Origin of the sequence: Burkholderia sp. RF7-non_BP4 (assembly GCF_001521935.1) — a bacterium.
Taxonomy (GTDB): Bacteria; Pseudomonadota; Gammaproteobacteria; order Burkholderiales; family Burkholderiaceae; genus Burkholderia; species Burkholderia diffusa.
Window position 1 is genome coordinate 346,711 of record NZ_LOTA01000010.1, and the last position, 13,489, is coordinate 360,199.

The 13,489-nt window shown below is 65.7% G+C and carries 9 protein-coding genes; 5 read left to right on the forward strand and 4 right to left on the reverse strand.

What is annotated here, in order from left to right:
• Positions 1–455 precede the first annotated feature (455 nt).
• Positions 456–2,312, forward strand: a complete 1,857-nt coding sequence (locus WS49_RS05350) for a serine aminopeptidase domain-containing protein (RefSeq protein WP_059525688.1) — start codon at positions 456–458, stop codon at positions 2,310–2,312.
• A gap of 162 nt (positions 2,313–2,474) precedes the next feature.
• On the opposite strand, the gene WS49_RS34840 is transcribed toward WS49_RS05350, so the two are convergent.
• Positions 2,475–2,894, reverse strand: a complete 420-nt coding sequence (locus tag WS49_RS34840; RefSeq protein WP_059525138.1) for a hypothetical protein — start codon at positions 2,892–2,894, stop codon at positions 2,475–2,477.
• 127 nt (positions 2,895–3,021) lie between these two features.
• Here WS49_RS34840 and WS49_RS05360 point away from each other — a divergent pair, with 127 nt between their 5' ends.
• The 4 genes from WS49_RS05360 to WS49_RS05375 all read left to right on the forward strand — a co-directional run bounded on the left by WS49_RS05360 (position 3,022) and on the right by WS49_RS05375 (position 9,235).
• The gene (locus WS49_RS05360; protein ID WP_059525140.1) at positions 3,022–4,248 is read left to right on the forward strand and encodes a polysaccharide biosynthesis/export family protein; all 1,227 of its coding nucleotides are present in this window, start codon (positions 3,022–3,024) and stop codon (positions 4,246–4,248) included.
• A 58-nt stretch (positions 4,249–4,306) separates the two neighbouring features.
• Positions 4,307–6,580 (forward strand): polysaccharide biosynthesis tyrosine autokinase, encoded by a 2,274-nt coding sequence (locus tag WS49_RS05365; RefSeq protein WP_059525142.1) that lies wholly within the window; start codon positions 4,307–4,309, stop codon positions 6,578–6,580.
• Entirely contained in the window at positions 6,577–7,980 is a 1,404-nt protein-coding gene (locus WS49_RS05370) for an oligosaccharide repeat unit polymerase (protein ID WP_059525144.1), read from the forward strand. Before WS49_RS05365 ends, WS49_RS05370 begins: the two co-directional genes overlap by 4 nt.
• Positions 7,981–8,065: 85 nt before the next feature.
• Positions 8,066–9,235, forward strand: a complete 1,170-nt coding sequence (locus WS49_RS05375) for an acyltransferase family protein (protein WP_059525146.1) — start codon at positions 8,066–8,068, stop codon at positions 9,233–9,235.
• Between the two features lie 139 nt (positions 9,236–9,374).
• On the opposite strand, the gene WS49_RS05380 is transcribed toward WS49_RS05375, so the two are convergent.
• From WS49_RS05380 to WS49_RS05390, 3 genes are all read right to left on the reverse strand, one after another.
• Complete coding sequence (locus WS49_RS05380; protein WP_059525148.1) at positions 9,375–10,454, reverse strand: glycosyltransferase family 4 protein; 1,080 nt, start codon at positions 10,452–10,454, stop codon at positions 9,375–9,377.
• Positions 10,455–10,481: 27 nt separating this feature from the next.
• A complete protein-coding gene (locus WS49_RS05385; RefSeq protein ID WP_059525150.1) occupies positions 10,482–11,630 on the reverse strand; it encodes a glycosyltransferase in 1,149 nt (382 codons plus the stop codon).
• Positions 11,631–12,086: 456 nt separating this feature from the next.
• On the reverse strand, positions 12,087–13,136 hold the full coding sequence (locus WS49_RS05390; protein ID WP_059525152.1) for a glycosyltransferase family 2 protein: 1,050 nt from the start codon (positions 13,134–13,136) through the stop codon (positions 12,087–12,089).
• Positions 13,137–13,489: the final 353 nt, after the last annotated feature.

Sequence of the window (13,489 nt, forward strand, 5' to 3'; positions counted from 1 at the left end):
GGTTTCATCCGGCGATGCCGGACACGGCCACATCGTATGGCGGTCATGATACGGGCCGAGCGGGACGGCAGTGTTCGCGAGCCTACCTTTCGAGGATTCGGTGCGCATGTGCGGCGCGAATCGCGACCGCGCGCGCCTCGTTGTATCGCCGCAGTGATGAATGCATTTGTAAGCTGGCGCACCGAAGAATGCTCGGGCCGAGTGCTCTAATCGAACGACTGTTTGGGTTCGCGGCGGAAAGGCTTGACGACGACTCAGGCCGGCAACCTGCCGCAGCGGGACCGGGACAACGCATGGCGAAGGTCGAACGAGTCGCGCAGGGGCGCGGCGAAGGTCCGTTGCCTGAAGGCCGTGCGTTGTCGCGCAGTCACATGATCGTGGAGTGGCCGATTCCGGTGGAGCCGCCGGAACGCGTGTTCGCATCCGATAACAAATACCGATCCGAGGAGTACCGATTGAAGCCGATAACGTTCGGCAGCTGCGTGGGGTGGCTGCACGAAGGACAGACGACACAAGGCGTGATCCTGTGCGAATCGCTGGGTCACGAAGCTTCATGGACGCACAAGCTCATGCGGGCGATCGCTGAGCGGTTGGCCCGCGAGGGCGTCACGGTATTGCGATTCAGCTATCCGTGCACCGGCGACTCGGCGGGCGACGATCGCGATGCCGGTCGACATGCCGCGAGCATCGCCAGCATTCACGACGCGATTGACCTGCTGCGCGATCAGGCCGGCGTTACCGCGCTGACGCTCGTCGGGATCCGCGCGGGCGCGTTGTTCGCGATGCTGGCCGCCGCGGGTTTCGGCCCGCGCCCGGCGCCGCGTGTCGACGCACTGGTGGCGCTGGCGCCCGTGGTGCGCGGCCGCGCCTATCTGCGCGAGCTGTCGTTCGTGCATCGCCAGTGGCTCGATACCACGTCTCCCGCCATCCGCGTCGCGCATCGCGACGAACCGTGCATGAACGTGCTGGGGCACCGCTTTCCCGCCGATTTCGTCGACGCGCTGAAGGCGGTCGATCTGTGCGACGTCGTGCGCGATGCGCCGACGTTGCCCGGCGCGATGTTGCTGATCCAGCCCGATCAGGGCGACGGGCCCGCATTGCGTGAAGCGTTGCTCGAGCGCGGCGTGAACGTGGCCAGCGATCCGTTCCGCGAATGGCCGACGACGATGCTGGACGGCACGCGCTCGCGCCTGCCGCTCGCGGCGATCGACACACTCGCGAACTGGATCGTCGCACGCGCGCCGGGTATGGCGACTGGCGTCGAGACACCGTCGCGAGCGGATCCGGCGTGGAATGGCGAATCGGCCGTCGCGCTCGACTTGCACGACATGACCGAGCAGGTCGTCGCGGTCGGTCCGGACCGGCTGGTCGGCGTGCTGTGCCGTCCCGCCGACACGCGGCCGACGAATCCGGTGGGGCCGGCGGTCGTGATCGCGAACACGTCGACGAATCCGCGCAGCGGCGAAGGGCGCTTCAGCGTGCGCCTCGCGCGCACGCTGGCACGCGCCGGCGTGACGACGTTGCGGATCGACGTGCAGGGCGTCGGCGATAGCGGGCCCGCTGCGCTGGACGATCAGTCGGGCGTCGTGTATTCGGCGCAGTCGAGCGACGACGTGGCCGCTGCCGCGGACTGGCTGCGCGCGCTCGGTCACCCGGAGGTCGCCGCGGCCGGCATTTGTTCCGGCGCCTATGCCGCGTTACATGCGGCCGTGAAGACGCCGTCGCTCGGCGGCGTGATCGCGATCAATCTCGCCCGCTTCGTGTGGCCGGCCGGGCTCTCGCTCGAGGTGGTGCAGAAGCAGCGGAACAACTCGGTGCGCGGCTACTGGCTGTCGGTGCGCGACTGGCAGAAGTGGAAGCGTCTCGTGCGCGAACGGCGCGACCTGCGGCCCATCGTGCGGGCCGTGGCCGCGAATGCGATTGCGCGGGTCAGCGTGCCGGTGAAGGAACTCGCCGCGCGCGTCGGCTGGAAGCCGGGCATCGGCACGCCACGCGGCGTGATGCACGAGCTTGCGCGGCGCGACGTATGGACGACGCTGGTATACGGCGCGCTCGATCCCGGCATCGACGATGTCCGGCGTCACTTCGGCGCAATCGAGTGTGCGTTCCGGCGCTCGCGTCACGTGCGTCTGCACCTCGAGCCGGAGGTCGACCATGCGGTGTACGGCGCGGTCGGCACGGACATCGTGATCGACCGGTGCATGCAGGCGCTGGGCCGCGACGCGGCCCGGCCGGTCGCGCGCGTCGCCGATCCGGCCACACCCGAAGCGGCCGCGCGATCGTACGCGAGCGTGTCGGTCGGCCGGTCGTGATGCGTGCGGCGTCGTACGCGTCGGGCGCTTAGGGGTGCGATCCCCGTTACATATGAAGATCGGCGTTCGGTGGGGTCCCTCACAGACGCGCCGTTCGCCGTGGTGTCCAATCCCGTATCGGTGCATCGCCGGTCACGTCGCGACATGACCGGCCGGGATGCGTCAGTCCGGAACATCCGGTTGCTCATAGGGCGACTTCGCGTAGGGCGACTCGTACAACCTGTCGCTGCGCCATACGTCGTCGGCGGGAGCAACGGCCACGCGCGAGCGATGCGGCCGCCCCGGCACGAGCGGCCGGCGCAGCATGCCACGGGCGCGCGTGTCGGGCTGGACCGCGGCGCTGGCGGCGGGACGCATGAAGGCGGGCGTCGCGACCCCGGAGGCGGTTGCTGCGGGATCGGCGGCGTCGTTTGTCGCGGCGGCTTGCGCCGAACGTTGCAGCGGTGCCGGCGGAAGCACCGCCGACGATGCGAGCGCCGGCGCGTCGGCCGGGACGGCGGGCAACGTCTGCGCATTGACGGCGCAGGCAATGCCGACCGAGACGATGCAGACGAGTGACGAAAGCGACGAAGAGCAGTTCATGACGAATCGTACGGAATGACGTGCGGTGTAGAGGGAGGTGCGGCGCCGCGATGCGAGCCGCGCCGGCAAGCGTAATGCCGGAATTCGCCGCGTTCGGCGGGTTACCACACAGTTTTGGAAGGGCACGATGTCAATCACCACGCAACCCGAATCGACGCCAGGGACGCCGCGGCCATGCACGGGCGGCACCCGTCGCGCACCGTGGCTGTCGCGCATGGCGATCGTGGCGGCCGCGTGCGCGCTGAGCGCATGCGTGCTGTCGCCGGGCATGACGTACCGGGCGCCCGCCGACCGTGACGCGAACGCGCGCGTGAGCGCCGATGCGTCGGGCTCGGGCGGCCTCGACGGCGTGCAGAACGTGTCGAGCGAGGAGCTGATCGAAATCACGCCGGCATTCGTCGCGCAGCAGCACGCGGGCCGGCCGGCCGATGTCGACGCGGAAATCCGTCAACTGTTCGGCAAGCCGAAGCCGTACGCGATCGGCCCCGGCGACGTGCTCGGCATCGTCGTGTGGGATCACCCCGAGTTGAATCTGCCGACGACGCAGACGACGGGGAGCGGCGACGGTGTCGGCGCCAGTTCGGTTGCGACCGGTTACACGGTTGACGCCAACGGCAACGTGCAGTTTGCGTACGCGGGCCTCGTGCACGTGGCGGGGTTGACCGAGGCGCAGGCGCGCGCGCTGCTGACGAAGCGGCTCGGCGAATACGTGCGCAAGCCGCAGATCGCGCTGCGCGTGCAGACCTATCGCAGCAAGCGTGTCTATCTCGATGGCGAGGTGCGCACGCCGGGTCTGCAGATCGTCAACGACATGCCGATGACGCTGCCCGAGGCGATCGATCGCGCGGGCGGCTTCACCCCGACGGCCGACCGCTCGCAGGTCTCGGTCACGCGCGGCGACAGGACCGTGAACGTGAGCCTGCCCGCGCTGATCGCCGCGGGCGTGAACCCGTCGAACATCCTGCTGCGCGACGGCGATCTCGTGCGCGTGCGCGCGGCGAGCGATGCGAAGGTGTTCGTGCTCGGCGAGGTGTCGCGGCCCGCGACGCTGACGCTGACCGACGGCCGGATGAGCCTCGGCGAAGCGCTCGGCGACACCGGCGGCGCGAGCCAGTACACGTCGGACGCGCGCCAGGTGTTCGTCGTGCGGCGCGGCCCGGACAACCGTCCGCGGGTGTACCACCTCGACGGCAGTTCGCCCGCGTCGTTCGCGCTGGCCGACCAGTTTCCGCTCGAGCGTCGCGACGTCGTGTTCGTCGATGCGTCGTCGCTGGTGCGCTGGAGCCGTGTCGTCAACCTGTTGATTCCGTCGTCCGCGCAGGGCGCGCTGACGGCCAAGGCGATTTCGCCGTGACCCTCGTGACCCATTTCGTCATCGCGACCGCGCGTCGCGCCTACGGGACTGATGCCGTATGACTTCTTCGACCCTGCCCGACCCGCACGGCGGGCCCGCCCTGCGGCCGTCCTATCCGGTGCGCCGCTACTGGAGCATGCTGTACGGCGGCCGGCGCCTGATCCTTTGCACGGCGCTCGCGGGCGCGCTCATCGGCGCCGTGTATGCGCTATGTGCGGCCCCCGTTTACCGGACCGACATCCTGTTCCAGGTCGAGCAAAGCCCGACCGACTCGAAATCGACGTCGCCCACAGGCGATCCGTCATCGGTGTTCGACCTGAAGACGGACGCGTCGACCGAGATCGAAGTGCTGAAATCCCGCGCGGTGCTCGATCGCGCGATCGACAGCACCAATCTGGCCGTCGACGCACGGCCGCACTACCTGCCGCTGATCGGCTGGCGGCTCGTGAACGCGGCCGACGGGGTGTCGTCGCCGTTGCCGGGCGGCTATGTGTACGGCACCGAGCGCATCGACGTGCCGACCTTCGACGTGCCCAGGCGCCTGCTCGGCAAGCGGTTCGCACTGACCGTCGGGGACGACGGCGCCTACACGCTGCAGCGTACCGGCTGGTTCGGCCGAAGCGGCCCGGCATGGCAGGGGCGCATCGGGCAGCCGCTGCATGTCGAGACGCCGCAGGGGCCGCTCGACATCTTCGTGCGCGGCGTGGCCGGCAAGCCCGGCGCACGCTTCGACCTGACGCGCTACAGCGACGAGGAGGCGACGGCCTGGCTGCAGAAGAACGCGCTGATCTCGGAGCGCGGCAAGCAGTCGAACATGGTCGGCGTGACGCTCGACGGGACCGATCCCGTGCACGACAGCCGCGTGCTGAACGCGATCGGCGACGCGTACCTGGCGCAGAACACGCAGCGCAAGTCCGAGGCGGCCGACAAGCTGATCCGCTTCATGGACGCCCAGTTGCCGCAACTCAAGGCGCAGCTCGAAAAGGCGGAAAGCCGCTTCAATGCATTCCGGGCCTCGCACGGGACGGTCAATACGAGCGACGAGGCGCTGGCGTTGCGCCAGCAGTCGGTCGACATCGAGACGCGCGTGCAGACGCTGCAGCAGCGGCGCGAGGAATTGCTGACGCGCTTTATGCCGAAGCATCCGGCCGTGGTGGCCGTCGATGCCCAGCTCTCCGACGCGCAGCGTTCGCTCGACACGACACGCAAGCAGATTCAGCAACTGCCTACCGTCGAGCAGGGCGTGCTGCAGCTGCAGCGCGATGTGGCCGTCGACACGGCGCTGTACACGAACCTGCTCAATACGCGTCAGCAGATGATCCTCGCGCGGGCCAGCAAGACCGGCACCGTGCGGATCGTCGATACGGCGAAGGTCGCCGAGCAGCCGATCGGTCCGCATCGCGGGGTCGCCGTGATCGCCCTGCTGATGGTGGGCCTGCTGGCAGGCGCGGCGATCGTGATCGTCCGTCAGCGCATCGTCGGCACGATCGGCGATGCCGAGGAAATCGAATGGACGACAGGGCTGCCCGTGTTCGCGACCGTGCCGCACAGCCCGGCCGCGGCGCAAGCGGAATTGCGTCCGAAGGCCGGACGGCGCGGCGCGCGCGCGCCGGTTCCGCCGGTGGCCGTGCAGGACGCGGCGCTCGAAAGCCTGCGCAATTTCCGCGCGGCGCTGCAACTGTCGATGCCGGGCGCGTCGAATCCCGTCGTGCTGATCTCCGGGCCGACGACGGGCGTCGGCAAGTCGTTCGTCGCCGCGAATATCGCATCGCTCGTCGGCGCGGCGAAGCGACGAGTCCTGTTGGTCGATGCCGATCTGCGCAAGGGATCGCTGCACGAGCGGTTCCGCTATAGCCGCGCACCGGGCTTGTCGGACGTGGTGGCAGGCACCCACAGGCTCGACGAGGCGATCAAGCGCGGCGTCGTGCCGGGTCTCGATTTCATCGCGATGGGCAGCGTCGTGCCCGATCCGGGCGAACTGCTGCTGCAGCCCGCGCTCGCCGAACTGATCGAGCAGGTCGCATCGCGCTACGACATGGTCGTGATCGACGGGCCGCCGTTGCTGCCGGTGGCCGATGCGCTGGTGCTCGGCCGCCTCGCGGGAACCGTGTTCCTCGTCGCGCGCAGCGGCGTGACGACGCTCGCCGAACTCGACGAAAGCGCGCGACGGCTCGAACACGCGCATATCGACGTGCGCGGTGTGGTCCTGAACGATTACAAGGGCGCGCCGGGACGGTACGACTACGGCTATACGGATACGAACACGCATCAGGCCGCGTCCGGATATGCCGGGGTGATCGCGCCGCGGCAACGGGTGGAACGGGTGTCATGAACCGGCGAGCGGGCGGCGCACGGGGCGAGCCACGACAGCGCCCGGCGACGACGCGCAGGATGGCGCGCGTGCGCGGTGGCGGGGGCAGTTATACGGGCTATTGGTGGGAAGATCCGGCGCGCCTCGTGCTGATCTTCATCCTGCCGTTGTACGGATTGCTGTCGCTCAGCCTGCTGGGTGACCAGAAGTCGATTGCGCGGATCTACTTCGACGGCTACTACGCGTTCGTCGGCGCGCTGTTCCTGATGGTGGTGATGGCGGCGTCATGGCTCGCGACGGCCGAAGTGCGGACGCGACGCGGCCCGCCGCCCGCCGAGGTCGAACTGTCGCCTCGCGTGCTCGATTTCGTGTTCGCGCTTGCGCTGTTCGGCTACGCCTTGTTGTTGAGCGGCATCGTCACGCATCCCGCACTGCTGGTCGCGTTCGTCCGTGGTGAAGCGAATGCATACGACATGCTCGATCTGAAAGGGCGCATCACGGGCCTCAGCACGTTCACGCAGGCTACCGCACCGTACGTTGTCCTGTATTTCTATGTGTTCAGGACACCGGTAAAGGGCTTGAATCGCTACAAGATCTACTTCGCCGTGCTTGCGGTGCTGACACTGCTGCGCAGCTTCATCTTCGCCGAGCGGCTCGCGCTGATCGAAATGGTGATGCCGCTTGCGCTCATGGTCGTGCGATTCCGCCTCGGCGGCAGGTACTCGCGGTTGTTGACGTTCGGCCCGTATGCGGCGATCCCGCTCCTGTTCGGGCTGTTCATCGCGAACGAGTACAACCGGTCGTGGGAAGCCTATTACGTCAACATCTACGACAACCTGTTCGATTTCGCGCTCGAACGTCTCGGCCTGTACTACTCGACGTCGTTGAACAACGGCGCGGGAATACTGAGTGTGCTGGGCTGGGACCAGGGCCACCCGATGTTCACGTTCGACTGGCTGCTGCGTTTCCCGATCATCGGCGCGGCGTTGCAGCCGTGGCTCGACTCGGGAGACAGCATCAACCTGTTCCTGAACGGCTACGCCGATCCGGAGTTCAATAATCCGTCGGGGATTTTCGTTCACTTCTACGAGTGGGGCTGGTTCGGCTTGTTCGACGCACTCGTGCTCGGCTGGGCGGTCGGCCGCAGTTATGCGGGCTGGCGGAGCGGGAACGGCTTCTGGTGCTGCGTACACGCGGTGCTGTTCGTGTCGGTCATGGAAGTCATGCGGACTCCGAACCTGTTCAGCGGGCGGAATTTCGTTCCGGTCGTACTGCTCATCGCCGTATTTCACTGGTTCGCCAAGGTTCGGGCACGCACGGCGCCCGATGCCGCCGGCGCCGGATCAGATGGAGACGGAAGCAGGCGCGCCATCGCGCGTGGGAATCGCGCTGCGGACATCGATCCAGTGTTGTCGCGATAACAGCAGGGTCGCGCGGTACGGGGCTGCGACCGCTTCATAGATTGCCGGGTCCCAAAACCAATATTTCCCGGAGCCACCACTTTTCATGGCTACTCACAAGCAGAAGTTTGAAATTCTGGACGGATTGCGCGGTATTGCGGCAATCAGCGTGATGTTCATGCATTTCCTTCAGGATCTGCCGATTCCGATACTGCAGAGCGCGTATCTTTCGGTGGACGTTTTTTTCATGCTGAGTGGATTCATCCTGACGCACTCTTACGGCGAAAGATTGCGGCAGGAGTCGTGGTGGGGCGAGTATCTGAAGCGCCGCGTGATACGCCTGTATCCGATGATATGCATCGGGCTCACGATCGGGTTCGTGAGCCTCGTCGTCATGCGTATCCACGCGTCGGCGGCGTTTTCGTTGGGTAACCTGGCGGCAGCCACCGGGCAGAACTATTTTCTCGTTCCGTATCTCGGTCGTTTCTCGGTGTCGGGCTTCGTCGGCGCGGCGAACCACGGCTTGCCGGCAGTCGATGACCCGGGGGTGTTTCCTCTGAATCCACCTGCATGGTCGCTGTTCTTCGAGCTGTTCGCGAGCGTCGTCCTGATCGCGGCGATCAGGACGAATGCGCGGAATCTGCTGCGACTGGCGTATGCGTGTCTCGGCGCTTTCGTCGTTTATGGATGGCTCGTGGGCCTCGACAACGACAAGCTGACCGTCATCCTGAATCAGGGTTGGTCGGCCGATAACTTCATCGGCGGGTTCTTCAGAGTCGGCTACGGGTTCCTGCTGGGAGTGGCGATCGGGAAGATGCACGACGCCAGTCTCTCGGCCAGGCCGCACTGGTTTGTCGCCGGGCTCATCAAGAACGATTACATGCTGTTTGCCGCTTTCCTGCTGGTTGTCGTGTTTCCGACGTCGATCAAGGGGATTTACGCGCTGGCCGTGCTGTGGTTCGTCGCGCCTGCGCTGGTTTTTAGGGGCGCCATGCTTGCTCCGAGCAGCAGGGTCATTGCCCGTATCAGTGCATTCCTCGGCTGGATCTCTTACCCGCTCTATTGCGTGCATTACCCGATCGGAAGGCTGGTGTTCGCGTATGCACCGCATGGCGACATCCACGTCGTCAGAACGGCGATGCTCGCGGCGTGCGTTTCGATCGTCTCCGCTGCCGTCCTCGCGAAATTCGTCGAGGAGCCGATCAGGTCGTATCTCGGCAAGCGCCTGTTCGGAAATCGACGGGCCGCGACCGGTAGCACGGTCAACGTCGCGTAATTGCGTCGATTCGCCGAGCATGTCGGCCGGTGGCGGCGCGACTACATGAAACTGCGGGTGTCGATAGGGACGCCGGGAGGCGCATGAGAGAAGGGCGTGTCGATCGAACGTTTTCCGATGACGACACGCCGCGATCGACCTACAGCGACTCGAAGATCTCCTTCATCATCTCGGCACTTCGGCTCCAGCGATATTTCTGCGCGTGCAGGCTTCCCTTGCGTTTGAGCTCGGCCCTGAGCTCGGCGGAATCGAGCAGGCTCCGCAACTTCTGCGCGATGTCGTCCTGCGAATACGGATCGCAGTACAACGCCGCATCGGCGCAGACTTCCGGCAGTGCGGCCGATTTACCGACCACCACCGGACAGCCGTATCGCATCGCCTCGAGCGGCGGTATGCCGAAGCCTTCGTAGATCGACGGATAAAGGAAGCACGCCGCGTTCTGGTATAGCGCCTTCAGTTGCTCGTCGCTGATGTAGCCCACGTACTTGATGTTCGGCTCGGCTGCCGAGAGTTGATCCTGCTTGCCGAACACGGTGGCGTTCTGCATGCCGACGATGACGAGATCGACAGACGGATCGTTGATCTGCCGGAACGCCGCGATCAGCCGGCCGAAGTTCTTGGTGGGATTCATGCTGCTGACCGCGAGCACGAACCGACCCGGCGTCAGCGCATGCTTGCCGAGCACGCTCGTGTCCGGTTCCAGGGCGTCGAGGTGATCCGCGCCGAGCGGCACGACGCTGATCTTCTCCGCGGAAACGCCGCAATGATGCGCGAGGCGATCCCGCGAGAAACGGGAGTTGGTCAGCACGCAAACGGAGGTTCGCGCGAGGATCCAGAACATGATCCGGTACCACGCGCGAAACGCCCTGGAGAAATGCGCGGGCGTGTCGAACACCGCCGCGTCGTGCATGTAGATGATCTGGTTGCCGATGAAAATGGATGCCGAATTGCTGAGATTGACGATGCGGCCGCGTCGCGCGAACAACGGGAGAACCAGCTGCTCCCAGACCACGCCCTTGTAGAACCCCACCTTGACCGTCTTCGCGCCGCTTACCTCGACGCCCGGCTGCGGCGGCACCAGAACGGTCACCGGATCCTGCGGCTGAAACTTGATCAGTGCGGCGATCAGTTCGCGCGCGACGCGTTGCACGCCGGTTGTTTTTTGCGTCGTGAATCGGCCGTTGTAGACGAGTTGCTTCGATTTCTTGAAAGCGGTCATGTCGATAAGGGAATGTCGAATTCGGAATCAGGCTTTGACGTGATCCGGAACAACCGGCTTGAAGTCGCGCGTGTCGACACGCGGCTCGTCGGTGTCGAGTCCGTAAAGGGCATGCCACTGACGGAAGATCGCGTTCATCGAAAACCGCTGAATCGCCCGTTGCCGGGCAGCCGCACCCATTTCCTCGCGAAGCTGCCGGTCGTCGCGGAGCAGGCTCAGATATGCGGTCATCTCGTCGGCGTTCGACGCGACGTAGCCGGTCACGCCGTGAATCACCACGTCGCGATTGCCCACGACGTCCGTCACCACGGCCGGTATGCCGGCGACCTGCGCTTCGATCAGCGCGACCGGCATGCCTTCCCAGCGGGAAGTCTGGACGTAGATGTCCAGTTCCGACGTCAGCGCGAGCGCGCGTGCGCGGGTTACCCAGCCGCTGCAGACGACGGCGCGGCGTTGGCAGGGGTCCGGAATTTCGGCGGAGTCGCCGCCGATCCAGAGAAACTCGACGTCTGCGCCGTGCAGCGCGTCGGCCAGACGCACGAACGCTTCATGATTCTTCTGGAACGACGCCCGACCGCTCATCCCGATGACGACCTTGCGATCGTCGCGCGTTCGACGCAGCGGAATCTCCGCCGCATTCACGCCGTTTTCCACCAGGACGGCCGACTTCGCACGAACCTTTCCCCTGATCTCGGCGAGTTCGCTGCCCGAGCACGCGACGATGGTTCCGCCGATATGCGCCGCGATGCGTTCGAAGCTCAGATAAGCGTATTGCTTCATGCGCGATACGTCGCGGCGCAGGAACGAGAGACCGTGCGGCGAGTAGAGGACCCGTGCGTCCGGGGCGGCGATCCGGGCGGCGACTCGCCCCAGCACGCCGGCCTTCGACGAGTGCAGATGAATCGCGGTCGGCTTGCAGTCGCGCAGGTTCCGGATCAGCGCACGCAAGCTCCGCAGATCCTGTTTGATGCTCACCTCGCGCGCCATCTCGACGTATACGAGCTTCACATCGGGCAGGAACAGCGTTGAAAAATCGGCCGGAGTTTCCGGTCGGATCGAATGCAGCACCGTCACGTCGACACCGGATGCCGCCGCATGGTTCGCGAGATGGGTCAGCATCGAAAGCACGCCGCCGCCAAATGCCTCGGCAATATGAACGATCTTTTCTTTGGTCATCTTTGGGTCTGGCGATCCGATCGCACACTCATCGCCCATCGTGACGATGAGTCGCCTGCAAATCGTGCGGTCTCGGTGTCCGTTTCGTTAAACTATGCATTCCTGATTGATAAATGCATGGTGTCCTTGACCATTGGATCCTGGAGTCGCGGTCGCATGTATGAGCTGGCGAGGCGGCCGGATGATTTCAGCCGATGCAATATCGGGTAGACGTAGCCGGAGAGCGCCGAACACGATGCGGTACGGAGAATCCATGCGGCGCGCTACGCGTCGGCCGGATTCCTCCGAACATCGGATGCCGGCGTTCGACTACGACGACTGGAGAGAACACGGCGAGATCCGGTCAGCGCGCGTGAATCCACTGGTCCGGATCATTGTGCAGCCCATGCGCGACCCACTGGGTGCGATGGCTTACCGAAGGAGCGATTTGGCGCTGGATGCGCTGGCCCGACGCGGCTATCGAGCGTCGGCGCGATGCCCGGATGACTTGCGCACGCGTGCGAGAGGGTTGGAGATGTAGTGAATCGCGCGATTGCTGAGCGTTGCCGACGGCAGCAGGCATGCCAGTGAAAGCCCGGCGACGGCCACCTTCTTGGCAGGACCCCAGAACGGATTGCGCAGCACGGTTTGCCAGTAGCGCCCGGATTCGCACAGGAACCAGCGCCAGCGCCGCACGAGCGGAGCGCGATACAGCGTGCTTGCGAAGCGGGCCTTCTCGATCGCGAAGTCGAGCGGCGCGATCGGCAATGTCTCGTGCAGCCGCGTGCCGGCGATCATGCGCAGCGTCGACCAACGGCGTTCAGCTTTCAGCGCGCCGGTCGCGGCGTCTTCCGAATTGGTGAGGGCAAGTGACGGCGTATCCTCGGCCGGCCGCGTATCCGACTTCTGATGCACGCGATAACCGCCGAGGGTTGCATCGATCATGTGCACGGCGCCGAGCAACGCGATACCGTAGATCGCGTAGAAATCGGCGCCATGCAGGTTGTCCGGCGTGACGGGCACCGGAAAGATGCGCTTGAGCGCATCGACCCGATACGCGTTGCCGGATGCCGGCGGCGACGGGTACAGCCAGCCCGCGCGCAACAGTCGGCCGCAATCGGTGTCGACGGCCGATTGCGGCACGCTCGCCCCGGTCACCGCACCGTCCCGCGAGATCACGTCGAGTCGGAAATGCACCTTCACGAAGTCGCCGGACGCGAACGCGGCCAGCACGCGGATCGCGGCGTCGTCATAGAGCAGGTCGTCCGCGTCGAGCAGGATGACGTAGCGCGTCGTGACGTGCTCGAGCGCGCGGTTGTATGCGGCGACCTGACCGCGATTCTCCTGAAACACCGCCGTCACCCGCTCGCCGTACGAGCGAATGATGTCGCGCGAATCGTCGGTGGAACCGTCGTCGACGACCAGCACGCGTACACCGTGCGCGGTCTGTGCGAGCGCCGAATCGATCGCATCGCGCAAGTAGGCGCCATGGTTGTGGTTGCAGATTGCGATGGTCAGGTCGGTCATGAACGGGTTCTGGACAAGCGAAGAGCGGACGATGCGGGTGCGGCGCGCATGGGACCCCGTCGGGACCACGACGCCGGATCCGCGGCGGCCGGTGCCTTTGGGTTATGCCGTAGCGCGGTCGCGTCGCATGATGACCATGATACGCGTCGCCGATCTGCACTTGGTTCGCGAGCCTACCGTTCGGCGATTCGCTGCGCGGGAGGCGCCATGAATGATCAACGGTAGGTGAACGCACGCCGCGCAGGACGGAGGCATTGGTCTGTTGACGCACCGATACGCGCCTGGTTCGAATGATCTAATCGAACGTATCGCGTCGCCCGCTTCGGCGGTATCACAGGCAGGCAATCCGGCTG

What these genes read in the sequence shown, in the direction of transcription:
- WS49_RS34840 (WP_059525138.1), bottom strand. Translation starts at nt 2,894, where the DNA reads ATGAACTGCTCTTCGTCGCTTTCGTCACTCGTCTGCATCGTCTCGGTC.
- WS49_RS05360 (WP_059525140.1), top strand. Translation starts at nt 3,022, where the DNA reads ATGTCAATCACCACGCAACCCGAATCGACGCCAGGGACGCCGCGGCCA.
- WS49_RS05365 (WP_059525142.1), top strand. Translation starts at nt 4,307, where the DNA reads ATGACTTCTTCGACCCTGCCCGACCCGCACGGCGGGCCCGCCCTGCGG.
- WS49_RS05370 (WP_059525144.1), top strand. Translation starts at nt 6,577, where the DNA reads ATGAACCGGCGAGCGGGCGGCGCACGGGGCGAGCCACGACAGCGCCCG.
- WS49_RS05375 (WP_059525146.1), top strand. Translation starts at nt 8,066, where the DNA reads ATGGCTACTCACAAGCAGAAGTTTGAAATTCTGGACGGATTGCGCGGT.
- WS49_RS05380 (WP_059525148.1), bottom strand. Translation starts at nt 10,454, where the DNA reads ATGACCGCTTTCAAGAAATCGAAGCAACTCGTCTACAACGGCCGATTC.
- WS49_RS05385 (WP_059525150.1), bottom strand. Translation starts at nt 11,630, where the DNA reads ATGACCAAAGAAAAGATCGTTCATATTGCCGAGGCATTTGGCGGCGGC.
- WS49_RS05390 (WP_059525152.1), bottom strand. Translation starts at nt 13,136, where the DNA reads ATGACCGACCTGACCATCGCAATCTGCAACCACAACCATGGCGCCTAC.